This is a genomic window from Mesorhizobium sp. B2-4-17 (assembly GCF_006441275.1).
GTDB lineage: Bacteria > Pseudomonadota > Alphaproteobacteria > Rhizobiales > Rhizobiaceae > Mesorhizobium.
Genome location: NZ_VFUX01000003.1, coordinates 16,579 through 38,882, shown reverse-complemented (window position 1 = coordinate 38,882; position 22,304 = coordinate 16,579). Strand labels below are relative to the sequence as shown.

Below are 22,304 nucleotides of genomic sequence, written 5' to 3'. Positions count from 1 at the left end.
TTCTCGATCCGGGCCGTACGGGCCTCAGGAAATCCGCCTTTCACTTTCGCCTTTCGGCTCGATGATCGGTAGCCGCCTGAGATGGGTTGAACTTACGCCGGGTAAGGGTTCCGGGAAATGGTCCCGGGCCTGTGGATAGTGGGATTATCGGGGAGCATTTGCCACTGGGCCCGGAATTTCGGCCCTGACTGCTTTAGACAGCCCGCCCCTGCTTTTCCACGCTCCGATCGAAGGTCCCTCTTGCTCCGCCGATGGACGCGGGCTTCAATGCCGGCAAAGGATCGAACACATAGGCTCGGTGCCGGGGAGAGCGAGCATTTGAAAGTCGGGGTGGTGCTCAATCCGATTGCGGGTGGCGGCCGGCTGAAACGGCATTGGCCTGATGTCGCCGCCGCGCTGAGAAAACACTTCGGCGATTTCGAGTTGCGCGAGACGCAGGCCGAGGGCGATGCCGAACGGCTGGCGATCGATCTCGCGGTGAATGGCTTCGATCTGGTGATCGCGGCCGGGGGCGACGGCACCGCCAGCGAAGTGGCCGACGGGCTGCTGCAGGCCGGCGAGGAAGGCGGGCGGAAGACCGAGCTCGGCTTGCTGCCCTGCGGCACCGGCATCGATTTCGCGCGCGGGCTCGGCCTGCCGAGGGCGGTGGATGCGACCCTGAAGCGGATCGCCGAGGCGAAGGCGAGGGCCGTCGATGCCGGCCGCATCTGCTACATCGACGACCATGGCGCGCTGGCCAGCCGTCACTTCATCAACATCGCCAGCCTCGGCCTGTCAGGCGCCACCAACCGCGCCGTCAACGCCGACAAGCGCAAGGGCAGGATGTCGGCCAGGACGCTGTTCCTGTGGCGCACCGTGGTCGAGTTCATCCGTTATCGCTTCCAGCATGTCCGGATCACCGTCGATGACGGCGCCCCGGTTGAGGCACGCATGGCGCTGGTGGCGGTGGCCAATGGAAAGTTCTTCGGCGGCGGCATGATGATCGCGCCCGATGCCGAACTGACCGACGGGCAGTTCGACATCGTCATCCTGCGCGCGGCGGGCAAGCTGAAACTGATCTGGGACATCCGCCTCCTCTATGGCGGGCGGCATCGCAACCACCCGGCGATCACCATATTGCGCGGCAGGAAAGTGGTTGTCGAACCGCTTGGCGATGGGGCAGAGAACGGTGCGCTGGTCGACATAGACGGCGAGTCGCCCGGGCGCATTCCGGCGACCTTCGAGATCCTGCCCGGCGCCCTGACGCTCAGATATTGAATCAAGGCGTTGCCCGGCAATGCCGCGTCGCGCAACGTCGTCATCCTAGGGCGAAGCAGGAGCGAAGCTCCGTCGCGGAGACCCTGAGATCCATGCCGTGACCTTGGCCGAGGAGTGCGGTGGAGGAGAAGTCGGCACCGTTGCATCGCCTTGATATTACGGCATGGATCCTCGGGGCAAGCCCGAGGATGACGAAGGGGAAGGGGTGTTTTCCGCCAATCACCGAGGCATGTTGTCCGATTCAACTCGCCCGAGAAACCAGTCGAGATGTTGCTGTTCTGATTCAAGGTGTTGCGGCTATGATTCTAGATTCTTGCCCAACGTCTTGATTTCATTTATTAGTTAGTCTTGCTCATGGCCAGCTTGGCCGGGAAACCAGCCGCGCGCAGGTCGGTGCCGACGGCGTCCTCGAGCAGCTTGACGATTTGGGTCGACCAGGCACCGCCGCCATAGGCTTGCTTGCCTTGCTCGAAAATCGCGTTGACGCGCGAGGCCAGCTTGAGCGGGACGCCGAAATCCCTGCCCATGCCGAGCGCGAAGCCAAGGTCCTTCAGCGCCAGGTCCATGGTGAAGCCGATATCGTAGGAGCCGTTGAGAACGAGCTGGCTTTCGGTCTCATGGACGAAGCTGTTGCCAGAGGAGGCGACGATGGCGTGATAGGACTGGGCGAGGTCGAGCCCGCCTTGCTTGGCCAGCATCAATGCCTCGCCGGCGGCGACGAGGTGGATGAAGGCCAGCATGTTGGTGATCACCTTGATCACCGCCGCAGAGCCAACCGGGCCCATCAGGAAGGAGCGCGCGCACATGGCTTCGATTGCAGCGCGATGGTGTTCGTAAAGCGCGGCATCGCCGCCAACCAGCGCGGTGATCTTGCCCGCTGCCGCCAGATGCACGCCACCGGTGACCGGGCATTCCAGTGTCTCGACACCCTTGGCCGAGGCGAGGGCGGCGAGGCGCACGATCTCATCACGGCCGTTGGTCGACATCTCGATCCAGGTGCCGCCCTTGGGCAGGCCCGCCAGCAATCCGCCGGGGTCGGCCAGCACCGCTTCACTGACCTTGGGCGAGGGCAGGCAGGTGACGGCATTGCCGGCCTGCGCCGAGGCCTCGGCGGGGCTGTTCGCCGATGTGGCGCCGAGCGCTACCAGGCGCTCGACGGCGGCAGGGTCGCGGTCGAAGACGGTGACCGCGAAGCCGTTGCGGACCAGGCTGGCGGCAAGGTTGCCGCCGAGATGGCCGAGGCCGATGAAGGCGTAGCTTTCGCTCACGGCATCAACGGAGTCTGCATCATCTGCAGATGCAGGTCCTTGCCGGTGTAGGGGTGCGCATCGCAGACGTCCTCGTTGAGCTCGACGCCGAGGCCAGGCTCCTTCGACGGGATGACATTGCCGTCCTGCCACTCGATCTTCTTCTTCAGCAGCGTGGCGTGGAAACCGTCCCACTGCTTCAGCGATTCGAGGATGAGGAAGTTGGGCAGCGTCACCGCCAGCTGGATGTTGGCGGCACCGACGATCGGTCCGCAATAGCAGTGCGGCGCGATCTGGATGTGATAGGCCTCGGCCATCGCGGCGATCTTCTTGGTTTCGAGAATGCCGCCGGAGCGGCCGAGATCCGGCTGCAGGATGGTCGCGGCGCGGTTCTCGATGACGCGGGCGAATTCGGACTTTGTCGTCAGCCGCTCGCCGGTAGCGATCGGGATGGAAGTGCCGCGAGCGACCTGCGCCATCACTTCGGGCATATCGGGCGGCACCGGCTCCTCGAACCACAGCGGATCATAGGGCTCTATGGCGCGGGCGAGCCGTAGTGCGCCGGATGCCGTGAACTGGCCGTGCGTGCCGAACAATATGTCGGCGCGGGTGCCGACCGCCTCGCGGATCGCCCTGATCATGCGGGTGGAGACGTCGATATCGAGCAGGCGCGGCTGGTGGCCGTCGAAGGCGGTATAGGGGCCGGCCGGGTCGAGCTTGACGGCATTGAAGCCCTGCTCGACATATTCGAGCGCGCAGGCCGCCGCCAGGTCGGGATCGTTGTAGACGTTCCTGCCGTCCGGCGCATCCTCGGAATGGACGCTGCCGGTGTGCGGATAGAGATAGGTGTAGGAGCGCAGCGTCTCATGCACCTGGCCCCCAAGCAATTTGTAGACCGGCTTGTTCGCCTCCTTGCCGATAATGTCCCAGCAGGCCATTTCGAGCGCGGAAAAACAGCCCATTCCGGACACGTCGGGGCGCTGGGTGAAGCCGGAGGAATAGGCGCGGCGGAAGAAGTTCTCGACGTCGTGCGGATCGCGGCCGACGAGATAACGCTCGGCCATGTCTTCGACCATCCTGGCCGTGACATGGGCCGAGAAGGTGGCATTGTAAGCCTCGCCATAACCGACTACGCCGCCATCGGTGGTCAGTTTGACGAAGATGAAATACTTGCCGCCGATGCCGGGCGGCGGGTTGCCGACAACCCAGGTCTTGACGTCGGTGATCTTCATTTGTGGTCCTCCAGAACCAGTTCGGCGCCCTTCCATCCGGTCATGACGGAGGCGGCGTTGGTGTTGCCGGTGATGTTGTCCGGGAAAATCGACGCGTCGATGACGCGCAGGCCTTCGAGCCCATGCACCCTGAGGCGCGGATCGACGACGGCGCGCGAGGGATCGGGGCCCATGCGGCAGGTCGAAACCGGGTGATAGACGGTGCCCGAGCGCTTCCTGAAATCCGCGATCAGGTCGGCGTCGGACTCGATCGAAGGGCCGGGCAAGACCTCTTCGGCGATGATCTCGGCCATGGCCGGCATCGAGGCGATCTTGCGCACGAATTTCACCGCCGCCAGCATTTCGTCGATGTCCGCATTGGTCGAATAGGCGTTGGCGACGATTTTTGGATGATCCAGCGGGTTGCTGGAGCGGATCATGATCTCGCCACGGCTGGACGGGCGGCAGTTGGAGAGGCCGATGGAGAAGCCCGGCCAGGGATCGGGAGTCAGGATCGGACGTTCGCCGCTCTTTGGAATGATGGTCGAGAACGCCTGGAAATAGAGCTGCATGTTGGGCCGCGTGGCCGCCGGGTCGGTGCGGAAGAAACCACCGCCATGGTTCATCGAGAGCGACAGCGGGCCGGAACGGGTGAGGATGTACTGCATGCCGACCAGCAGCTTGCCCCACCAGGGACGCAGGATCTGGTTGAGCGTCGGCAGTTTGCCCTTGAAGGTGTAGTTGATGCCGACATGGTCCTGCAGATTGGCGCCGACATTCTCGTTGGCATGAACGACCGGGATGCCTAGCTGCTTCAGCAACTCCGAGGGTCCTATGCCGGAGAGCTGCATGAGCTGCGGCGAGTTGATCGAGCCGGTGGAAAGAATCACCTCGCGGCCGGCGCGGGCCGTTTTCGTCTGGCCGTTCTGAAGATATTCGATGCCGACAGCGCGCTTGCCTTCGAACAGGATGCGGCTTGCCAGCGCGTTGGTCTCGACGCGGACATTGCCGCGCTTCATCGCCGGGCGCAGGAAGGCGCGGGCCGCCGACATGCGGCGGCCGTTCCTAGTCGAGATCTGGTAGATGCCGACGCCTTCCTGGGCCGCGCCGTTGAAGTCAGGATTGAGCGGCAGGCCGGCCTGCTGGCCGGCGGCGAGATAGCGCTTCGTCAGCGGGTGGACGGCCTTCGTGGTGTCGGTGATGTGCAGCGGGCCGCCGGTGCCGCGCCATTGGTCGGCGCCGGCCTCATTGTCCTCGATCGCCTTGAAGACCGGCAGCAAATCGTCGTAGCCCCAGCCGGGATTGCCGGCGGCGCGCCAGTCGTCGAAATCCTCGCGCGCGCCCCTGATCCAGACCATGGCGTTGATCGAGCTCGAGCCGCCGAGCAGCTTGCCGCGCGGCCAGTGGTCGACATTGCCGCCAAGGCCGGGGTCGGGTTCGGACTTGTAGTTCCAGTTGACCTTGGGATCGAAGAAGGTCTTGCCGTAACCCAGCGGCATCTGCACGTAGAAGCGCCGGTCGGTGCCGCCGGCTTCGAGCACCAGCACCGAGAAGCGGCCCGAAGCCGACAGTTTGTCGGCGAGCACCGAGCCGGCCGAGCCGGAGCCGACGATGATGAAGTCATAAGTCTGCATGATGGAAATAAGCGGCTCCGAAAATCTGGCCGCAGCCTAGACGCGGCGGGCTTGCCGCGTCGCCGTGCCTTCCGGCATCGGTTGTGAAAAAAGCGACCGCGATGCCGGGCCGGATTGCGGGGAATACCGACAATCGCGCTTGATACGAATGGGCTCGACAGCTTATGCGATGGAATTATCTTGGCGCATGATTTTTTCCGAAAAGTCTGCAACTTTTCGGAACCATGCTCTGGCCACTCTGCGGAAGGCAGGAATCAGATGCGGACCCTGTCGGATGCCTTCATTCCCGAGCTGCCGGGTCACTACAAGGGCAAGGTCCGCGAGAATTACGACCTGGCCGACGGACGGCGCATCATCATCGCCACCGACCGCCTCAGCGCCTTCGACATCATCCTGACCTCGATCCCGTTCAAGGGAGAGATACTGACCCAGACGGCCCGCTACTGGTTCGAGGAAACCGCCGATATCTGCCCGAACCATGTGCTCGAATATCCCGATCCCAATGTCGTCGTCGGCACAAGGCTCGATATCCTGCCGGTCGAGATCGTCGTGCGCGGCTATCTGGCGGGCACTACCAGCACCTCGATCCTGACCCGCTACAGGCGCGGCGAGCGGGACATGTATGGAATGCGCCTGCCGGACGGCCTGCGCGACAATGAAAAGCTGGCCGAGCCGGTCATCACGCCGACGAGCAAGGCGGCGGATGGCGGCCATGACGAGCCGTTGTCCAGGGCCGAGATCATCGAGCAGGGCCTGCTCACCGAGGCGCAGTGGGATACCGTTTCGAGCTACGCGTTGAAGCTGTTCGCGCGCGGCCAGGAACGCGCCGCCGAGCGCGGCCTGATCCTGGCCGACACGAAATACGAATTCGGCACCGACAGGAACGGCACCATCATCCTGGCCGACGAAATCCACACGCCCGACAGCAGTCGCTACTGGATCGCGGCGAGTTACGAACAGGCGCTCGCAAGCGGCACGCGGCCGGAGAGCTTCGACAAGGATTTCATCCGCTCGTGGGTGGCGGCGCGCTGCGATCCCTACAAGGATCCGATCCCTAAGATTCCCGACGAGATCGTCGAACAGGCCTCCAGGATATACACGCAGGCCTACGAGGCGATTACGGGCAAGGCATTCGTTCCCGACATGTCGGGAAATACCGTTCTTGATCGCATCCGCTCGAACCTCGCGCGCTACTTCTAACGGACAGGCGTGCCTTGCCGCCGGTGCGGCGGGCGTGGACCGCGCCGTCCCAAGGCGCGTTGACGTGCCTGCGCCCTGACGCTACGGGATCAAGGGCAATCGATCTCAAGGGATTTCCTCGCATGGTGCACTACGCGGATGGACGGCCGATCGGAGACCTGACGCTGCGTACGCTCGCCATGCCTTCGGACGCCAATGCGGCCGGCGACATTTTCGGCGGCTGGGTGATGGCGCAGATGGACCTTGCCTGCGGCATCCGCGCCGCCGAGCGCGCCAGGGGGCGCGTGGTGACGGCGGCGGTCAAGGAGATGTCCTTCGCCAAGCCGATGAAGATCGGCGACACGCTGTGCATCTACACCCATGTCGAACGCGTCGGCCGTACGTCCATGACGCTCAAGGTCGAGGCCTGGGCGCAGCGCTATCTCTCCGACCTGATGGAAAAGGTGACGCACGCCGATTTCGTCATGGTGGCGCTGGACGGCGAGGGCAAGCCGAAGGCGGTGCCCGCCGAGAGTTGACGACAGCCCGTTCTCTCCAGACAGGCCAAATTGTAACATCGCCCGTGCGGGCGCCGCGCTTCGCGACATCCGACGATTGCCCTTCACGCCCGATTCTGCCGCGTTGGAGGAGAGACAATGCGTCAACACATACTGAACGGCTGGCTCGTGGCAGCCCTTGTCGCTCTGGTCTGCCTGCTCGGCGTAACCGCCTATGCCGAAGTCAAAGACGACCTTCCACGCACCGCCTGCTTGCAGGGCGACAAGGGCGTCGGGGTGCCAGCCGCGGCATGCGCGATCTGCAGTCCGGCGCCTTGCGGGAACATGGCGCCACGAGCCTGAATGGTTGCCTCAGGCTCACGACTATCCTCGTCAAAGTAGCGGGTGTGCTGGCCGGCGATAGGCAAAGTTTGGCGGCCTCGTTTAGAGGTCACGGGTTCGCCTGCCGTCAGGCAATGTCGCTCATCGCGAAATACCGGACTCCTTGCCGCGCAAGGGTTTCAGCCATGCACGCCGTCGAATTTTTCGCGTGCCGCCTTGACGCGCTGGGTGTTCCTGCGTGCCCATTCGCCAAGCGCGCTGACCGGAATCAGGAGTTCGTGGCCGAGTTCGGTCAGCTCGTAATCGACGCGCGGCGGGATGGTCGGGAACACGGTGCGGGTGACGAAACCGTCGCGTTCCAGGCCGCGCAAGGTGGTGGTCAGCATCTTCTGCGAGATGCCGCCGACAGCGGCGCGCAATTCATTGAAACGCAGCGGCCCATCACCAAGCTTGCCGACCACGAGCACGGTCCATTTGTCGCCGACACGCTGCAGGATTTCCGAAATGGCGCGGCAGTCTTCGGTGCGGTGCGGGTGCCTCAGTAACAAAAAGGTGCCTCCTTGCGTCTGGAGTTGACAGTATCTCATATAGCGCCGGTATCTAAACGATACCAGCTTTTACCGGAATGGAGAGCCTCCCATGTCAAAACCCAAGATCGCCATTATCGTTGGTTCGACGCGCGCCGCGCGCTTCGCCGATGTGCCCACCCAATGGATCGCCAAGATCGCCAAGTCGCATGCCGACATCGACGTGGAAGTCGTCGACCTGCGTGACTTCCCGCTGCCTTTCTTCGACGAAGTTGCCTCCTCCGCCTGGGTGCCTTCGACCAACGAGGTGGCGCAGCGCTGGCAGAAGAAGGTTGCCGAATATGACGGCTTCATCTTCACCGCCGCCGAATACAACCATGGCCCGACGGCCGTGCTGAAGAACGCCATCGACTACGCCGCCAACGAATGGAACAAGAAGCCGGCCGGCTTCGTCGGCTATGGCAGTGTCGGTGGCGCCCGCGCCGTCGAGCAGCTCCGCCTCCATGCCGTCGAACTGCAGATGGCGCCGGTCAAGTCCGCCGTCCATATCGCCTGGGGCGACTTCCTCGCCGTGCGCCAGGGCGAGAAGAAGCTTGAGGATCTCGAGCACCTGAACCAGGCCGCCGCCGCGCTGGTCAACGATGTCGCCTGGTGGGCCAAGGCGCTGAAGAAGGCGCGCGACGCCGAAGTGGTCGACGATGAAATCAAGGCGGCCTGATCGCTCTTTGAGATTATCCTCCCAAGGGATATGGGGTGGCGCTCGCGCCGCCCTTTTTCGTTGGAGGGGCCCCATGAGTGCTGCTCGAGCAAACGTCGCGCTGCCCCTCATCCGGCTGCCGCCATCTTCTCGCCGTATAGTGACGGGGAGAAGGGGCTGACCGCGATCTCGGCTTAATATTCTGCAACGTTTCTGTTTGACGAAACCATCGATGACAGCGGCCTTCTCCCCGTCACTATACGGGGAGAAGTGCCCGGCAGCGCGATGAGGGGCGGCGCCGAGCCGGCCAGGGCAAGAGCCTGGTAATAGGCCGATATCGCGATCCAGTCGGTGTCGGCGGCGGTCACCGCGCGGGGGTGGCGGGCGGCGATCATCGCCTGCAGCAGATAGGGACCGGGTGTCGGTGTCAGGGTCATCGCGCGGTTCAGGCCGTCGAGATCGCGGCGGATCAGCGACCAGTTCCATCGGCTGCGGTCTGGTCGAGCAGCAGGATCGGCCCGCTTTGCCGGTGCGGGCCGCGCAGCGCGAGGCGCGCCGGCATCGTTGGACCGCCATATGGTCGGAGCTGCCATCTGGCCCAGCCATCTCGCCCTGATATGTCAGCTTGCATCCGTCACCTGAGTAAGCCCGCGTGAAGTCATCCAGCCTGTCCGGCGCCGTTTCCCCGATGATCCCGGTGCTCGTATGCGCGCTTGGCATCTTCCTCCTGTCCGGCATGGATGCCGCGATGAAGGTGCTGGTCATCGCGGTCGGCGTCTACAACACGGTCCTGTGGCGCAGCATGCTGGCGACCGTGGTCGCGGGCACGGGCTGGTTGGCGGGGCCGCGCTCGCTTCCTGCTCCCTCGGTGCTGAGGCTGCATGCGCTGCGGGCCGCTGTTGTCGGCATCGTCCTTTTGTCCTTCTTCTGGGGGCTTGCCAGGCTGCCGCTGGCAGAGGCGATCGGGCTTAGTTTCGTGGCGCCCCTGTTTGCGCTTCTCCTGGCCGCGCTTTTGCTGGGCGAGCGGATACAGCGGCAGGCGATCTGGGCCTCTTTGGCCGGGATGGCGGGCGTCGCAATCATCGTGGCCGGACAGTTCGGACAGAGAAGCTATGCCGGCGATGCCCTGCTTGGGACGGCCGCGGTGCTCGTGTCGACCGTGTTCTACGCCTACAATCTGATCCTTGCGCGGCAACAGGCGCTGGTGGCCAAGCCAATCGAGATCATGCTGTTCCAGAACCTTTGCGTTGCGGTGATCCTTGGTTTTGCCGCGCCCTGGCTCGCCATTGCCTTGCCGGGCAATCTCTGGCTTCCGCTTGCCGGAGTGACGGCACTGTCACTCGCCGGCCAATTCCTGATGAGCTGGGCCTATGCCCGCGCCGAAGCGCAATATCTGATCCCGACGGAATACTCGGCCTTCATCTGGGCGATCGCGCTCGGCTTCCTCTTCTTCGACGAGGCGGTGACCTGGACCACGCTGGGCGGAGCAGGCCTCATCGTGGCCAGCTGCCTGATCGCCACGCGCTCAAACCCCAGACTTGCCGAACCAATCGAAGCCACGGTTTGAGGGAGCGAGTTCCCTCGAATCAGACGGCTAACGCAACTTGGGCAAGCCGCAGGGTCCCTGGTCTGATCCTCGCGGCTATCTCGATCAGCTTGACCTCCGTTGTCAGCGTACCACCTCGCGGTGGCCGCTCGGCAGACGGGTGGCGATCAGCTTGTCGATGCGGCGGCCGTCGAGATCGACCACTTCGAAGCGCCAGCCTTGAGCGTCGACGCATTCGCCGGTCGTTGGCAAATGATGCATGTGTGACAGCACGTAGCCGGCGACGGTCTCATAATCGCGGTTTTCCGGCAGGTCGATGCCGAGGACCTCGGCCATCTCGTCGGCCTGCATGTAGCCGGCGAGCAGCCATGAGCCGTCGTCGCGCTGGACGGCGTTTTCTTCCTCGCCGGCTTCGAGATCCGAGCGGAAGACGCCGGTGATGGCCTCGAGGATGTCCGCAGGGGTGACGATGCCTTCGAAGTGGCCGTACTCGTCATGCACCAGCGCCATCGGCACGTCGGATTCCTTCAGCTTTTGCAGCACGTCCAGTGCGTCGGCCTGGTCGTGGACGATGGGTGCCGCGCGCACATGTTTGCGCGGATCGAGCGCGCGGCCGGCAAGCAGCGCCGCCAGCACGTCGCGGGTCTGGACGACGCCGATCATGGCGTCGACGCTGCCGTCGCCGGCCGGCAGCCGCGAATGCTGCGTCTCCATCAAAAGCTTGCGGATCGTGGCATCGTCGGACTGCAGATTGATCCAGTCGACGTCGGTGCGCGGCGACATCACGGCGCGCACGGCGCGGTCACCAAGCCGCATGACGCCGGCGATCATGCGCCGCTCGTCGGATTCGATGGTGCCGTGATGCTCGGCCTCGGCGACCAGCATCTTGATCTCCTCGTCGGTGACCTTCTCCTCGCTTTCGCCGCGCTGGCCGAGCAGCCACAGGACAGCCCGGCCGGAAATGTCGAGCAGGAACACCAATGGCGCCGAAACGGTGGCAAGGATGGTCATCGCGGGCGCCGCGCGGACGGCAACCCGCTCGGGATCGCGCAAGGCGATCTGCTTGGGCACGAGTTCGCCAACAATCAGTGAGAAATAGGTGATGATGGCGACCACGATGCCGACGCCGAGCGGGTCGGCGATGCTTTCGCGGATGCCGGTCGAGGCCAGGAACACCGCCAGTCGATCCCCCAGCGTGGCGCCGGAGAAGGCGCCGGAGAGGATACCAACCAGGGTGATGCCGATCTGCACCGAGGACAGAAATTTGCCGGGATCGGAGCCGAGCGCCAGGGCACGGCCGGCGCCGTTGATATTGCGGTCGATCATTGCCTTGAGCCGGGCTGGCCGTGACGAGACAATGGCGAGCTCGGACATTGCCAGAAGGCCGTTCACGCAAATGAGGACGACCACGATAGCGATTTCAACGTATAGCATGAGGGCTCAATAGCATTGCGTCGGGCCGCTCGAAAATAGTCCGCCGTCATTTTTAGAATATGACGCGTGTCTTTCAGGCCTTGTCTCACGGCGGCGCCGAAAAGTGTTCGACAAGGGCATAGACGACAACCCGCACCTTTGGCGTGAGCGCGCGTTACCGGCCAGACGGCGCGCACGACAATGTGTGGGGCTGTCGATTCGGCAAGATCGCGATCGCCACGACGTGACGCGAGTCACCGCGGCTGCTTCAACACGCCGATGATTGCCTTGCCGTCGGTGGGGTAGGGATCACGACCGCCATTGCGGCCGACGCACTTTGGACTCTTGCTTTCATGCATGTCGTTTTCTCAAAACCGAGGTCACTTTTGGGCGACATGCATCAGCGGCAGGCGCGGTAGCCGTTCTTGCGGTTCTTGATGTCGAAATGGAAATGGTTGCGGTGGTCGTAGTTGTAACCGGGGCCGAGCACGGTGGTGAAATACTGGCAGCCGTCGGCACGCACATTGTTGAGGAAGCCACGCGTGCGGAAGGCGAACAGGCCGGGCTTGCGCACGTCGATATCATCGCCATTGTTGAGCTCGATGCTCATAACGTCAAGCGCATTGCCTTTGCCGTGCTCCGACAGCACGCCCTCGCCGGCGATGTTGCGGCAGGAGTAGCTCGAGCCCTGGTGGATGGTCTTGACGCCGGAGAAGTAGCGCCAGCGGGCGGAGGGAACCAGTTCGTTCTTCGTCCAGGCGGCGAAGGTGGCGGCCATGTCGCAGGTCAGCGTCGCGGCGGGCTTCATCTCGACGCTGCCGATGGCCGAGACCTTGACCGGATAGTCGATGCCGCACTGGCCTTCATGGATCGGCGCCAGATCGGTATAGGCAACATCGAGGCGCTTCAGCTGCTGGCGGCAGTCTGTCTCGCTGGCCGGCATCTGTTCGGTCGGTGACATCGGGGTATCCATGCGCGGATAGGCGGCCTGGGTCATGTAGGGATTGGACGGAACAAGCCTCTGCATCCCTGAATATTGCGGCACGGCCGCGGTCTGCGAGCCGACGTCGACGGCCGGTTCGAGCGACAGCACATTGCCGGTGTTGCAGGCCGAAACCGTGGCCAGCGCAAGGCCGGCAGCCAGCAGCACCGCGGGTTTCAGCTGGCGCGCGATGGGAAGACACACGGCGCGAAATTTGCCGGCCATTGGCGGAATCCTGTCCCCGAACCTGATCCTGACCAGGTCCTACCCTTTGCCTGATCATGATCTTTCCCGAAAACCGGTTTCCAGTTTTCGGGATCATGGTCCGGATATCCGGTATTTTAACGATCAAGGGTAAAGGAAAACTCAGCGGCCGCGTTCATGCCTGCGGCTGAATTGCGGCACGTGCGGCTGACAGCCAATGCTCATTGGCAAAACGTGCCGCCATGGCGGCGCGGTTCGAGGTCGAAATGGAAATGCAAGGCGTGGTCAGCGTCGGCGCCGGGTCCAAGCACGGTCTTGAACGGACCGCAGGCGGCCTTGCGGATTGCGTCGAGGAACTTGCCCTCCTTCTCCGGCGGGGTCAGGCCGACCTCGATTGTCCTGCCGTCCGATAGGGTGAAGCTCGCGATGTCGAGCGCGTTGCCGAAAGCGTGCTCCGACAGTTTCCCAGCGCCGTGTCGCGGCCGGCAGACGAAGGCCGATGCCTGGCCGATCGATTTCAGGTCGGCGCCGAATTCGGCTTTCGCCGCCGGCTGGACGACGTCAGCGGCAAAACGCGCCGTCGCCTCGGCCATCGGACAATTGAGTTCGGTGCCGGGGGCAATCGCGATCGACTTGCCGAGTGACTTCAGCACCAGGGGATAGGGAATCGAACAGCCGATTTCGGGATTGCTTTCCGCCTTGTGCTCCTCGAATTCGACCCCGAGCGCCTTCAGCCGTTCCCGGCAGGCAACTTCCTCCGCGGGCATCTTGTCCGCCGGCAGGTCGGCCGAGCGCGGGTCGGGAAGCATCTTCTGGTCGCCGCTATCGGCCGGCTTCTGAGGTGGTTGCGGGGCGACGTCAGGCGGCTGGGCCTCGGGCTCCTGGTCATCGGGCTTTGGTGTCGGTATTGGCGCCACGGCCGGTGGCTCCGGCTCGCTTTCCATGTTGGCTTGCGGTTCGGGGAGCGCCTGTTTCTTGTAACGGGATTTTTCTTCATTGAACTGATTGGAAGCCCCGCCGCTCTTTGGGGCCTCGGTGTTCTGTTCTTCCGTTTTCGGGCTTTTTTCCGTGTTTGGCGAGCCTGCGGGACGTTGCTCCGGCAGGGGAACATCGGCGGGCGATGGCAGCGGAGGCTGCGTCGTCTGCTGGGCGGGGCTGCGCGTGATCTGTTGCTCGCCCCTCGGTTTCGGCTGCTTGCGCCGCGATTTCCCCCGCGGCTTCAGGGGCTGGTCGACCCGCGGCGTCAGCGGCTGCTCCACTCGCGGTGAAAGCGGCTTGTAATGCCTGTGACGATGTTTGGCGTCGGCCGGCGCCGCCAGCAGAACTGTCGCCGCCATGACCATTGCGATCCGGTACCTTCGGGAAGAGCGCAGCGTTGCCATCGCTCCGAAACGGCACCGGCATGCCGAAGTTGCGTGCGCGGCCGCTTCGGGCGATCACAATCGGTTACTTCAGCGTTACGCGCCGATCGCTTCCAGCCCCTCTTCCAGCCAGTCGGCAAGCAGCGGCATGCCGAGCAGGTATTTTGCCGTGCGCCTGTTGGGGCGCTCGCGCGCCGCGGTCACGGCATCCGACCATTCCGAGGGGTCGTAGTCGCCACGCCCGACCCAGGCGAGCGCGATCAGTTCGGCGGCTTCATCGACATTGAGGTCGTTGATCAGTTCGCGCAGTTCCTCTTCGGTCAGGTTTTCCGAACTCTCCTCGGCAAGGCCGTCATGATGGTGATTGTCGTGCGTGTCGCCATCGAACTCGATCTCGTGTTCGGCACCGTCAGCATAATCCTCGTTGACGGCCGCACTCAGCGCCTTGGCCTTGAGGATGAACAGGCGCACGGTGTCGGGGCCGATCGAAAGTTCCCAGTTCTTCTCAAGCCGTTGCTGCACGGGCCGTCTCCGTGGGCTCAGTCTTCATTCGATCCGCGATGATACCGAATTTGCGCCATCCGTCACCTCATGTTCTCCAGGCCTGCTTTTCCGGGATGAAACGCGAACCACTTGGCGTTAGTGTTCTATTCTCACCCCTCCAGGAGGCTTCGATGCATAAAAGAGTGCTGATCCAGACGGCGAGCGCGCTAATCGCTCTGCAGTTTCTTGCCGTTCCGGCGTTCGCCGCGGGCGGCGACAGTTCGGGCGGCGGCCAGACTGTCACCCAGTGCAAGAAGGGCGAGGTCTGGGACAAGAAGAAGAAAAAGTGCGTCGCGCCCCAGGAAGGCATGTTGGACGACGACAGCATCTATGAAGCCGGTCACGACCTGGCGATGGCCGGGCGCTATGACGAGGCGATCTCGGTGCTCACCCTTGCCGCCAACAAGCAGGATCCGCGCATCCTCAACTATCTCGGCTATTCGCACCGTCATTCCGGCCGTGTCGCCGTAGGCCTCGGCTATTACGAGGAAGCCCTGCGCATCGACCCCAACTATACGCTGGTGCGGGAATATCTCGGCGAAGCGCATCTCCAGATTGGCGATCTGGCCGGCGCCCAGCAGCAGCTGGTGGAGATCGAGAAGCGTACCGGCAAGGGGTCGCGCGAATACGGCATGCTGGCCGAGCAGATCAACCATTTCATGCGGAGCTGACCTGGCTTCCAAGGCTCTCGAAGCGGCCGCGAGCGATCGCGGCCGTTTTTTGTCGCCGCCTTGCCTCGCCGTCACCCGGCTCGCGAAAGCGGTGACGATTTTTGCAAAACCACTTTTTTGGGCGTGAAAAACTCGCGAAGATTGCTATATTGGGGGAAATTGCGGTGAAACGGTTCCGTTAGCCCGAGGCTGCCGGACCGTTTTCTTTTTGTACCCAACGACAAGGCTTCCCCCGAAACGCGGGGGGTGGCGGCAGAAAGGTCAGGCATCATGAACAAGGTCCCGATGACAGGCGAGGGGTTCGCGTCATTGAAGGAAGAACTGCGTTGGCGCCAGCAGGAAGAGCGGCCGCGCATCATCGAGGCGATCTCTGAAGCGCGCTCGCATGGCGACCTGTCCGAAAATGCCGAATATCACGCCGCCAAGGAGGCGCAGAGCCTCAACGAGGGCCGCGTCAACGAACTCGAGGACCTGATCGCGCGCGCCGAAGTCATCGACGTCACCAAGCTCAGCGGCGACAAGGTCAAGTTCGGCGCCACCGTCGTGCTGGTCGATGAGGACACCGAGGAAAAGAAGACCTACCAGATCGTCGGCGACCAGGAAGCCGACGTGAAGTCCGGCCGCATCTCGATCTCCTCGCCGATCGCGCGGGCGCTGATCGGCAAGGAAGTCGGCGACGCCATCGAGGTCAATGCGCCAGGTGGTGCGCGCGGCTATGAGATCGTCCAGGTGCAGTTCATTTAACGAATTTGACGGCGCGGTTTCGTCCTGTCCGCGCTTCAAGCCAGGTCGGCGCTGCCCCTCATCGCCCTGCCGGGCACTTCTCCCCGTATAGTGACGGGGAGAAGGAACGCCGTCATTGATCGTTTCGCTAATCGCCAGCGTTGTAAGAAGGCCGCCAAGGTTGCGGCCAGCTCTCTTCTCCCCGTCACTATACGGGGAGAAGGTGCCGGCAGGCGGATGAGGGGCTGCGCCGACCTTTCCGATTGATTCGATCGAAAAATCAATCTTCGCCGATATTTGCCTGGCTAAGCTCCATCAATCTCTCCGCCTCCGCTATCACTTCCGCTGGCGCAACACGACCGCCGGGGGCGGCCAGCAGCGTTGACGCGTAGGGTCCGCGCGGCCCCGTCAGCCCCGGCTCCGTCGCCAGGAACACCGCGACTGTCGGCAGTCCGAAGCCGCTGGCTAGATGGGTCAGCCCGGTGTCCGCACCGATGACCAGCGTCGAGCGGCCGAGGACGCCGGCGATGTCGGCGAGCGGTGATCTTGGCATGACCATCGTGGGTGGCACGGCCTTGGCGATCGCCTCGGCCACCATCTTCTCGCGCTCATTCGACCAGGTGGTGACCGGCGTGATGCCTCGTTCGACCAGCAGCCGGGCGGTTCCGATCCAGTCTTCGACCGGCCATTTCTTGTCCTCTCGGCTGGTGCCGTGCAGCAGGAAGGCGGTCTTGCCTCTGATGGTGGTGGCGATGGTGCCAGCCGGGGGCACAATGCCGGAATTGAGCGTCGCAAGATCGGGTTGGTAGCCAAGCGCCAGTCCGAACAACCGCCTTGTCCGCTCGATGGCGTGCAGGTCACGCGGCACATTATAGGTGACGTCATAGAACAGCGTGGCCGAAGGCTCTCGCGCGCTCGACCGGTCGAAGCCGGCAATCGGCGTGCTGGCCTGCCGGGCCACAAGCGCCGATTTCAGCAGGCCCTGTGCATCGATGACCAAGTCATAGCGGCATGCGCGTAAGGTGCGGCGCAGGGCGGCCGCTTCGCGCCAGGTGCCGCCATTGAACAACGCCTTGCGCCAGCGCCGGATGGCGACCGTATGGATCCTGCCGATCGCCGGATGCAGCGCCACGATGCCGGCGAACGCCTCTTCGACGCACCAGTCGAAGGATATGTCCGGCCTGACGAGGCTGGCATCCTCGACAGCCGGGAACGTGTGGATGACATCGCCCATCGACGACGTCTTGACGATGAGGACCTTCATGCCGTGGCCGGAAGTTCCAGCAGCCGGTCGGCCGCCGCCGCGACCCGCCCGACTTCCAACGTCTTCAGGCAATTGAGGTGACCGAGCGGGCAGACCTTGCGGTGGCAGGGCGAGCAGGACAGGCCTAGCCAGACCAGTTCGCGGCGCTCCGCCAGCGGCGGCGTGTTTTCAGGTGAGGTCGAACCATAGACGGCAACGATCGGCGTGCCGACAGCCGCGGCGACATGCATCAGTCCGCTGTCGTTAGAGACAGCCAGCCTAGCGGCGGCGATCAGATCGATGGCGTCCTCCAGCCGCGTCTGGCCGGCGAGGTCGACGACGCCAGGCGCGAGGGCCGCGATCTCCGCCGTCACGTCGCGGTCGTTCTTCGATCCGAACAGCGCGACTTTCAAGCCCTTGCCCATGAACTCGCGGGCAAGGCCGGCATAGCTTTCGCTCGGCCAGCGCTTGGCCGGGCCGAACTCGGCGCCGGGCATGAGGGCCACGAATTTTTGCGGCGTCAGCCCGAAACGCTCGAGCAGGACAGCCTGGTTTTGCGCATCCACGGTCAGCTGGGGCGCGCGGAAAGTGCCGCCCTGGGCGAGGCCGAAATAGGCCTGCGCGGTGCGCCGTTTCACGGCATCGGGCAGCGGCACGATGTCGGTCAGCAGCCCATAGCGCATTTCACGCAAATGGCCGAAACGGCGTGGAATGCGGGCAAAGAACGGGATCAGCGCCGATTTCCAGCTGCCCGGCAGGATATAAGCCATGTCGTAGCGGCCGCGCAGCAGGCGGCCGAAACGGCGGCGATGGGTGAATTCGAGCGCGCCGGGCTTCTGCGGAAAGTCGATCTGCTGGCGTATTTCAGGCATGCGCTTGACCAGCGGGGCGGCCCAGGCGGGCGCCAGCACATCGATCACGGCGTTGGGATGGAGCTCCTTCAGCGCCGAGAACAGGCACTGCGCCATCACCATATCGCCCACCCAGCGTGGGCCGATCACGAGGATCGTTGGGCTTTCAGCCATTCGACATAGTCTCTGACGCCAGTTTCGACGCTCCGGAATTGACCGTTATAACCGGCCGCGCGCAGACGGGACATATCAGCTTGCGTAAAGCTCTGGTAGCTGCCCTTGAGGTGGTCGGGGAATTCGATGAACTCGATCTCGCCCTTGCCCAGCGTGTCGATCACGGTTTCGGCGATGGCGCGAAACGGCTGGGCGCGGCCGGTGCCGCAGTTGAAGATGCCGCTAGTCCCCCGTTTCCACAGCCACAGATTGACGTCGGCGACGTCGCCGACATGGATGAAGTCGCGGCTCTGCTCGCCCGGTCCGAAGCCATCATAGGCGCCGAACAGTTTCGGGTTCTCGCCCCGCTCGACCTGGTTGAACAGATGGAAGGCGACCGAGGCCATGGCGCCCTTGTGCGCCTCGCGCGGGCCATAGACGTTGAAGTAGCGCAGGCCCGCGACCTGCGAATGGTCAATGTCGAAGGCGGTGCGCCTGACATAGTCGTCGAACAGTTTCTTCGAATAGGCATAGACGTTGAGTGGCCGCTCCAGCGCCGGCTCCTCGCGAAATTCGGAACCGCCGCCATAGACGGACGCGGAAGAGGCGTAGAGGAAGGGCACGCGCAGCGTCTGGCAGGCATGCAGCAGCCGCTTCGAATAGGCGTAGTTGACCTCCATCATGAACTTGCCGTTCCATTCGGTGGTGGTCGAGCAGGCGCCCTGGTGGAAGACGGCCTCGATGCGGCCGAGCGATCCGGCCTCGATGCGGGGCAGGAAATCGTCCTTGTCGAGGTAGTCGGCGATTTTGAGATCGGCGAGGTTGGCGATCTTGTGGCCGTCGGTGAGGTCGTCGACGACGACGATGTCGTCATGGCCTTCGGCGTTGAGCGCGGCGACGATGTTCGAGCCGATCATGCCGGCGCCGCCCGTGACGATGATCATGAAGGCCTCTGGTTGCTTGCGATTCCGGTCCTTATAAGGGAGCCCAGCCGGGCTGTCGACAAAGCAGGCGGTCGCTCGGGCTCGCCCGTTCGGGCTTGTCTGTTTTGTCCATTTTGTCTATTATGGGCAAAACGGAGTGTCCAATGAAACACTATCCATCGACTGATCTGAAACAGAATCTCGGCGACGTGCTCGCGGCCGCCAGCCAGCAGCCGGTCTCCATCACTCGCCACAACAAGCCGAGATACGTCCTGATGAGCATCGAGACCTACGAAGCGCGCTTCGGCACCGATAGCCGTCGCGCCTACGCGGCGGAGGATGCACCGCTGGAACATGTCGAGATGCTGGAGGAGTACGCCGCGGAACTGAACGGTGACTAAACCGGTCGCCGCAGACGTCTGGCGATATCCATATCTGTGGCATCGCCAACATGGAGACCGCCAGACCGAAGGCCGCAAGATGAGGCCTGTCGCCTTTGTCGCCGTTCTTCCCGGAAAAGCCGGAGGCACGAACCTTTTCATCCTTGCCATCACCTCCACGCAGCCGGGCCGTGATCGCATCGCCGTTGGCGTTCCGGAAATTGAATGCCGCCGCGCCGGCCTTGACCCTATCCCCCTTTGGGTCATAGTCGACGAGTACAACCATGATATTCTGGAATCGTCGGCCTATTTCGAACCGGGTGCGCGTATCGGCGCATTCAGTCCGTCGTTCCACAAAAAAAGTCATATCGGCTTTCATTGCGGCTGTTCGCGCAGGCCAATCCAAAGCCACCCCACGGGCTGACTGAAAGGTCTGCAATCGGACAGGGCAGGATCATAAGGGACAACAGAATGCCGTCGACCGAACTGCTCATCGCGTTTTTCGCCACCACGGCGATCTTCGCCTACATTCCCGGTCCGGCCATGCTCTACGCAGCCGCGCAGACCATGGCGCGCGGACGCTGGTCGGGACTGACGGCGGCGCTCGGCATTCATCTGGGCGGCTATGTGCACGTCTTTGCCGCTGCTGCCGGCCTGTCGGTGCTGTTCCACGCCGTTCCGCCGCTTTACATGGCGGTCAAGCTGGTCGGTGCGCTTTACCTGATCTGGCTCGGTGTCTCGCTGTTTCGCAAGCGCGGGGAGGGTGACGCGGCGTTGCCCGTCATCGAGCGCAAGTCGGCTCGCCGCGCCTTCTTCGAGAGCATCACCGTCGAGGTGCTCAATCCCAAGACCGCGATCTTCTTCATGGCGTTCCTGCCGCAGTTCATAGATGCCTCGGCGGCGTTTCCGGTCTGGCTGCAGTTCGTCGTGCTCGGCACCATCGTCAACCTGATGTTCTCCTCGGCCGACATCGTCTGCGTCTTCCTGGCTGGTCTCGTGATCGGCCGGTTGCGGCGTTCGAGCCGGGCGCAGCGGCTGATGCAGCGGGCCGGCGGCGCGGTGCTGGTCGGGCTCGGCGTCCACGTTGCCCTGCAGAAGAGCTGACGCGGCGCCGCCGTTGCACCGGCTCGAATTGCGGTATATCGGCAGGCACGAACGATCGGTCCCGCCAACCGATCCCATATAGTCCAGAGACGGTTTTCCCAGCGCGCTGCCAGTGACATGATCAAGCACAATCCGCCTTCTCCCGAACCACTGCACCGCGCCATTGCGCGCTTTGGCGACGTCGCCGTGCTGGTGGTCGGCGACATCATCCTCGACCGCTTCGTCAATGGCGTCATCGAGCGGATTTCGCCGGAGGCGCCGATCCCGGTGCTGCACGGGCGCGGCGAGACCTCCGCCATGGGCGGCGCCGGCAACGTCGTGGCCAATATCGTGTCGCTTGGCGCGCGTGCCGTTCCGGTCTCGGTGATCGGCACCGACACAGCCGGCGACACCCTGGTGCGGATGCTTGGCGAACTCGGCGCCGACACGACAGGTCTGGCGCAGCAACGCGGCCGCATGACCTCGTCGAAGAGCCGCTTCAGCGCGCTCAACCAGCAGGTGCTGCGCTTCGACGAGGAAGAGATCAAGCCGCTGGACGAGGCGGAGCGGGCGGAGCTGATCCGGCATTTCCGCGCGGCACTTGCGAAGGCCGACATCGTCATCCTGTCCGACTACGGCAAGGGCATCCTGCTTGACGGCGTCGCCGCCGAACTGATCGCCATCTGCCACGAGGCCGGCAAGCCGGTGCTGGTCGACCCCAAGGGCCGCGACTATGCGCGCTATGCCGGGGCGACCGCGATCACGCCGAACCGCAAGGAGCTTAGCGAGGCCGTCGGCCATGCGGTGTTCGCCGATGACGAGATTGTCGCCGCCGCCCGCCAGCTGATCTCGGCGCATGGCTTCGACTTCGTGGTGGCGACCCGCAGCGAAAAGGGAATGAGCGTGGTCGGGCCCGATGAAGCGCGCCACATCGCCACCCAGGCGCGGGAGGTGTTCGACGTTTCGGGGGCGGGCGACACGGTGATCGCGACCTTCGCGCTGGCGCTTGCCGCCGGTGCCGATCCTGTCGCCGCGGCCTCGATTGCCAATGCCGCCGGCGGCGTCGTGGTGGGCAAGCGCGGCACCGCGCGGCTGACAGTCGAGGAACTCACCGGCGCGCTGTTCCGCTCGCATGGACCGACGGCCCACAAGGATGCCATCCTCGATGCCACATCGGCCGCGCGCATGGTGGCGGTCTGGAAAGAGGAGGGTCTGAGCGTCGGCTTCACCAATGGCTGTTTCGACATCCTGCATGCCGGCCATGTCAGCCTGCTGCACGCGGCGCGAAGCCAATGCGATCGGCTGGTGCTCGGCCTCAACAGCGACGCCTCGGTGCGGCGGCTGAAAGGACCGGGCCGCCCGGTCAACGACCAGCATGACCGCGCTTGCGTGCTCGCGGCCCTTGCCTCGGTCGACGCCGTCGTGGTGTTCGACGAGGATACGCCGCTGGCGCTGATCGAGGCGCTCCTTCCCGACATTCTGGTCAAGGGCGCGGACTACACGATCGACACCGTGGTCGGCGCCGATGTGGTGCGGAAGGCCGGCGGGCGCGTCGTGCTGGTCGATCTCGTCGCCGGCAAGAGCACCACCAACACTATCGGCAAGATGCGCGCCGGCGGCTCGGCAAATTGAGGGTT

Annotated in this window: 24 protein-coding genes; 12 read left to right on the top strand and 12 right to left on the bottom strand. The window is 63.9% G+C overall.

Features of this window, described 5'->3' with window-relative positions; all coding sequences use genetic code 11:
• The first annotated feature begins 318 nt into the window (after nt 1–318).
• A complete protein-coding gene (locus tag FJ548_RS03670) occupies nt 319–1,257 on the top strand; it encodes a diacylglycerol kinase family protein (protein ID WP_140776869.1) in 939 nt (312 codons plus the stop codon).
• A 338-nt stretch (nt 1,258–1,595) separates the two neighbouring features.
• Here the strand turns inward: FJ548_RS03670 and FJ548_RS03665 are convergent, their stop codons facing one another.
• Genes FJ548_RS03665 through FJ548_RS03655 form a run of 3 tightly spaced genes read right to left on the bottom strand, consistent with a single transcriptional unit; the run spans nt 1,596 to nt 5,349 of the window.
• Nucleotides 1,596–2,525, bottom strand: a complete 930-nt coding sequence (locus FJ548_RS03665) for an NAD(P)-dependent oxidoreductase (protein WP_140776867.1) — start codon at nt 2,523–2,525, stop codon at nt 1,596–1,598.
• Nucleotides 2,522–3,736 (bottom strand): mandelate racemase/muconate lactonizing enzyme family protein, encoded by a 1,215-nt coding sequence (locus FJ548_RS03660; protein WP_140613002.1) that lies wholly within the window; start codon nt 3,734–3,736, stop codon nt 2,522–2,524. The genes FJ548_RS03665 and FJ548_RS03660 overlap by 4 nt, the downstream gene beginning before the upstream one ends.
• Nucleotides 3,733–5,349 carry a GMC family oxidoreductase N-terminal domain-containing protein gene (locus FJ548_RS03655; RefSeq protein ID WP_140613003.1) on the bottom strand — a complete coding sequence of 539 codons (1,617 nt, stop codon included), beginning with the start codon at nt 5,347–5,349 and terminating at the stop codon, nt 3,733–3,735. The genes FJ548_RS03660 and FJ548_RS03655 overlap by 4 nt, the downstream gene beginning before the upstream one ends.
• Nucleotides 5,350–5,607: 258 nt before the next feature.
• Here FJ548_RS03655 and FJ548_RS03650 point away from each other — a divergent pair, with 258 nt between their 5' ends.
• From FJ548_RS03650 to FJ548_RS03640, 3 genes are all read left to right on the top strand, one after another.
• Complete coding sequence (locus FJ548_RS03650; RefSeq protein ID WP_140613004.1) at nt 5,608–6,549, top strand: phosphoribosylaminoimidazolesuccinocarboxamide synthase; 942 nt, start codon at nt 5,608–5,610, stop codon at nt 6,547–6,549.
• A 122-nt stretch (nt 6,550–6,671) separates the two neighbouring features.
• Nucleotides 6,672–7,067 (top strand): acyl-CoA thioesterase, encoded by a 396-nt coding sequence (locus FJ548_RS03645; RefSeq protein ID WP_140613005.1) that lies wholly within the window; start codon nt 6,672–6,674, stop codon nt 7,065–7,067.
• Between the two features lie 117 nt (nt 7,068–7,184).
• The gene (locus FJ548_RS03640) at nt 7,185–7,388 is read left to right on the top strand and encodes a hypothetical protein (RefSeq protein WP_140776865.1); all 204 of its coding nucleotides are present in this window, start codon (nt 7,185–7,187) and stop codon (nt 7,386–7,388) included.
• A 158-nt stretch (nt 7,389–7,546) separates the two neighbouring features.
• Here the strand turns inward: FJ548_RS03640 and FJ548_RS03635 are convergent, their stop codons facing one another.
• Nucleotides 7,547–7,915 carry a helix-turn-helix domain-containing protein gene (locus tag FJ548_RS03635; protein WP_181168704.1) on the bottom strand — a complete coding sequence of 123 codons (369 nt, stop codon included), beginning with the start codon at nt 7,913–7,915 and terminating at the stop codon, nt 7,547–7,549.
• A 91-nt stretch (nt 7,916–8,006) separates the two neighbouring features.
• Between FJ548_RS03635 and FJ548_RS03630 the strand changes: the two genes are divergently transcribed.
• Nucleotides 8,007–8,612, top strand: coding sequence for an NADPH-dependent FMN reductase (locus FJ548_RS03630; RefSeq protein ID WP_140613008.1), 606 nt, complete (start codon nt 8,007–8,009; stop codon nt 8,610–8,612).
• Between the two features lie 173 nt (nt 8,613–8,785).
• Here the strand turns inward: FJ548_RS03630 and FJ548_RS30280 are convergent, their stop codons facing one another.
• Complete coding sequence (locus tag FJ548_RS30280; protein WP_246678549.1) at nt 8,786–9,184, bottom strand: hypothetical protein; 399 nt, start codon at nt 9,182–9,184, stop codon at nt 8,786–8,788.
• Between the two features lie 95 nt (nt 9,185–9,279).
• On the opposite strand from FJ548_RS30280, the gene FJ548_RS03615 reads away from it, so the two are divergent.
• Nucleotides 9,280–10,158, top strand: a complete 879-nt coding sequence (locus FJ548_RS03615; RefSeq protein ID WP_140692486.1) for a DMT family transporter — start codon at nt 9,280–9,282, stop codon at nt 10,156–10,158.
• A gap of 102 nt (nt 10,159–10,260) precedes the next feature.
• Here FJ548_RS03615 and FJ548_RS03610 read toward each other — a convergent pair whose 3' ends face one another.
• The 4 genes from FJ548_RS03610 to FJ548_RS03590 all read right to left on the bottom strand — a co-directional run bounded on the left by FJ548_RS03610 (nt 10,261) and on the right by FJ548_RS03590 (nt 14,619).
• Nucleotides 10,261–11,571: a hemolysin family protein gene (locus FJ548_RS03610; protein WP_140613009.1), complete on the bottom strand. Its 1,311-nt coding sequence runs from the start codon at nt 11,569–11,571 to the stop codon at nt 10,261–10,263.
• A gap of 379 nt (nt 11,572–11,950) precedes the next feature.
• The gene (locus tag FJ548_RS03600) at nt 11,951–12,757 is read right to left on the bottom strand and encodes an extensin family protein (RefSeq protein WP_140776863.1); all 807 of its coding nucleotides are present in this window, start codon (nt 12,755–12,757) and stop codon (nt 11,951–11,953) included.
• A 200-nt stretch (nt 12,758–12,957) separates the two neighbouring features.
• Nucleotides 12,958–13,995 carry an extensin family protein gene (locus tag FJ548_RS03595; protein ID WP_226890702.1) on the bottom strand — a complete coding sequence of 346 codons (1,038 nt, stop codon included), beginning with the start codon at nt 13,993–13,995 and terminating at the stop codon, nt 12,958–12,960.
• 198 nt (nt 13,996–14,193) lie between these two features.
• On the bottom strand, nt 14,194–14,619 hold the full coding sequence (locus FJ548_RS03590; protein WP_140613012.1) for a DUF3775 domain-containing protein: 426 nt from the start codon (nt 14,617–14,619) through the stop codon (nt 14,194–14,196).
• Nucleotides 14,620–14,771: 152 nt separating this feature from the next.
• Between FJ548_RS03590 and FJ548_RS03585 the strand changes: the two genes are divergently transcribed.
• Both FJ548_RS03585 and greA read left to right on the top strand, forming a co-directional pair.
• Entirely contained in the window at nt 14,772–15,311 is a 540-nt protein-coding gene (locus tag FJ548_RS03585; RefSeq protein ID WP_140763402.1) for a tetratricopeptide repeat protein, read from the top strand.
• A gap of 270 nt (nt 15,312–15,581) precedes the next feature.
• Nucleotides 15,582–16,055: a transcription elongation factor GreA gene (greA, locus tag FJ548_RS03580; RefSeq protein ID WP_008877613.1), complete on the top strand. Its 474-nt coding sequence runs from the start codon at nt 15,582–15,584 to the stop codon at nt 16,053–16,055.
• Nucleotides 16,056–16,314: 259 nt separating this feature from the next.
• On the opposite strand, the gene waaC is transcribed toward greA, so the two are convergent.
• The 3 genes from waaC to rfaD are packed head-to-tail and all read right to left on the bottom strand — an operon-like array spanning nt 16,315 to nt 19,225.
• Nucleotides 16,315–17,298, bottom strand: coding sequence for a lipopolysaccharide heptosyltransferase I (waaC, locus tag FJ548_RS03570; protein ID WP_140763405.1), 984 nt, complete (start codon nt 17,296–17,298; stop codon nt 16,315–16,317).
• Nucleotides 17,295–18,302, bottom strand: coding sequence for a lipopolysaccharide heptosyltransferase II (waaF, locus tag FJ548_RS03565; protein ID WP_140763408.1), 1,008 nt, complete (start codon nt 18,300–18,302; stop codon nt 17,295–17,297). The genes waaC and waaF overlap by 4 nt, the downstream gene beginning before the upstream one ends.
• Nucleotides 18,275–19,225: an ADP-glyceromanno-heptose 6-epimerase gene (gene rfaD, locus FJ548_RS03560; RefSeq protein WP_140763411.1), complete on the bottom strand. Its 951-nt coding sequence runs from the start codon at nt 19,223–19,225 to the stop codon at nt 18,275–18,277. The genes waaF and rfaD overlap by 28 nt, the downstream gene beginning before the upstream one ends.
• Nucleotides 19,226–19,368: 143 nt before the next feature.
• Here rfaD and FJ548_RS03555 point away from each other — a divergent pair, with 143 nt between their 5' ends.
• The 4 genes from FJ548_RS03555 to rfaE1 all read left to right on the top strand — a co-directional run bounded on the left by FJ548_RS03555 (nt 19,369) and on the right by rfaE1 (nt 22,299).
• Nucleotides 19,369–19,605, top strand: coding sequence for a type II toxin-antitoxin system Phd/YefM family antitoxin (locus FJ548_RS03555; protein WP_140763414.1), 237 nt, complete (start codon nt 19,369–19,371; stop codon nt 19,603–19,605).
• Nucleotides 19,598–20,008 (top strand): hypothetical protein, encoded by a 411-nt coding sequence (locus FJ548_RS03550; RefSeq protein WP_226890384.1) that lies wholly within the window; start codon nt 19,598–19,600, stop codon nt 20,006–20,008. Before FJ548_RS03555 ends, FJ548_RS03550 begins: the two co-directional genes overlap by 8 nt.
• Before the next feature lie 47 nt (nt 20,009–20,055).
• Nucleotides 20,056–20,688: a LysE family translocator gene (locus tag FJ548_RS03545; RefSeq protein WP_140763417.1), complete on the top strand. Its 633-nt coding sequence runs from the start codon at nt 20,056–20,058 to the stop codon at nt 20,686–20,688.
• A 117-nt stretch (nt 20,689–20,805) separates the two neighbouring features.
• Complete coding sequence (gene rfaE1, locus FJ548_RS03540; RefSeq protein ID WP_140763420.1) at nt 20,806–22,299, top strand: D-glycero-beta-D-manno-heptose-7-phosphate kinase; 1,494 nt, start codon at nt 20,806–20,808, stop codon at nt 22,297–22,299.
• The last annotated feature ends 5 nt before the right edge of the window (nt 22,300–22,304 follow it).

Excerpts from the sequence above, each read along its gene's own strand:
- FJ548_RS03660 (WP_140613002.1), bottom strand. The coding sequence starts at position 3,736 with ATGAAGATCACCGACGTCAAGACCTGGGTTGTCGGCAACCCGCCGCCC.
- FJ548_RS03655 (WP_140613003.1), bottom strand. The coding sequence starts at position 5,349 with ATGCAGACTTATGACTTCATCATCGTCGGCTCCGGCTCGGCCGGCTCG.
- FJ548_RS03650 (WP_140613004.1), top strand. The coding sequence starts at position 5,608 with ATGCGGACCCTGTCGGATGCCTTCATTCCCGAGCTGCCGGGTCACTAC.
- FJ548_RS03645 (WP_140613005.1), top strand. The coding sequence starts at position 6,672 with ATGGTGCACTACGCGGATGGACGGCCGATCGGAGACCTGACGCTGCGT.
- FJ548_RS03640 (WP_140776865.1), top strand. The coding sequence starts at position 7,185 with ATGCGTCAACACATACTGAACGGCTGGCTCGTGGCAGCCCTTGTCGCT.
- FJ548_RS03630 (WP_140613008.1), top strand. The coding sequence starts at position 8,007 with ATGTCAAAACCCAAGATCGCCATTATCGTTGGTTCGACGCGCGCCGCG.
- FJ548_RS30280 (WP_246678549.1), bottom strand. The coding sequence starts at position 9,184 with ATGGCAGCTCCGACCATATGGCGGTCCAACGATGCCGGCGCGCCTCGC.
- FJ548_RS03615 (WP_140692486.1), top strand. The coding sequence starts at position 9,280 with ATGATCCCGGTGCTCGTATGCGCGCTTGGCATCTTCCTCCTGTCCGGC.
- FJ548_RS03610 (WP_140613009.1), bottom strand. The coding sequence starts at position 11,571 with ATGCTATACGTTGAAATCGCTATCGTGGTCGTCCTCATTTGCGTGAAC.
- FJ548_RS03600 (WP_140776863.1), bottom strand. The coding sequence starts at position 12,757 with ATGGCCGGCAAATTTCGCGCCGTGTGTCTTCCCATCGCGCGCCAGCTG.
- FJ548_RS03585 (WP_140763402.1), top strand. The coding sequence starts at position 14,772 with ATGCATAAAAGAGTGCTGATCCAGACGGCGAGCGCGCTAATCGCTCTG.
- greA (WP_008877613.1), top strand. The coding sequence starts at position 15,582 with ATGAACAAGGTCCCGATGACAGGCGAGGGGTTCGCGTCATTGAAGGAA.
- waaC (WP_140763405.1), bottom strand. The coding sequence starts at position 17,298 with ATGAAGGTCCTCATCGTCAAGACGTCGTCGATGGGCGATGTCATCCAC.
- waaF (WP_140763408.1), bottom strand. The coding sequence starts at position 18,302 with ATGGCTGAAAGCCCAACGATCCTCGTGATCGGCCCACGCTGGGTGGGC.
- rfaD (WP_140763411.1), bottom strand. The coding sequence starts at position 19,225 with ATGATCATCGTCACGGGCGGCGCCGGCATGATCGGCTCGAACATCGTC.
- FJ548_RS03555 (WP_140763414.1), top strand. The coding sequence starts at position 19,369 with ATGAAACACTATCCATCGACTGATCTGAAACAGAATCTCGGCGACGTG.
- FJ548_RS03545 (WP_140763417.1), top strand. The coding sequence starts at position 20,056 with ATGCCGTCGACCGAACTGCTCATCGCGTTTTTCGCCACCACGGCGATC.
- rfaE1 (WP_140763420.1), top strand. The coding sequence starts at position 20,806 with ATGATCAAGCACAATCCGCCTTCTCCCGAACCACTGCACCGCGCCATT.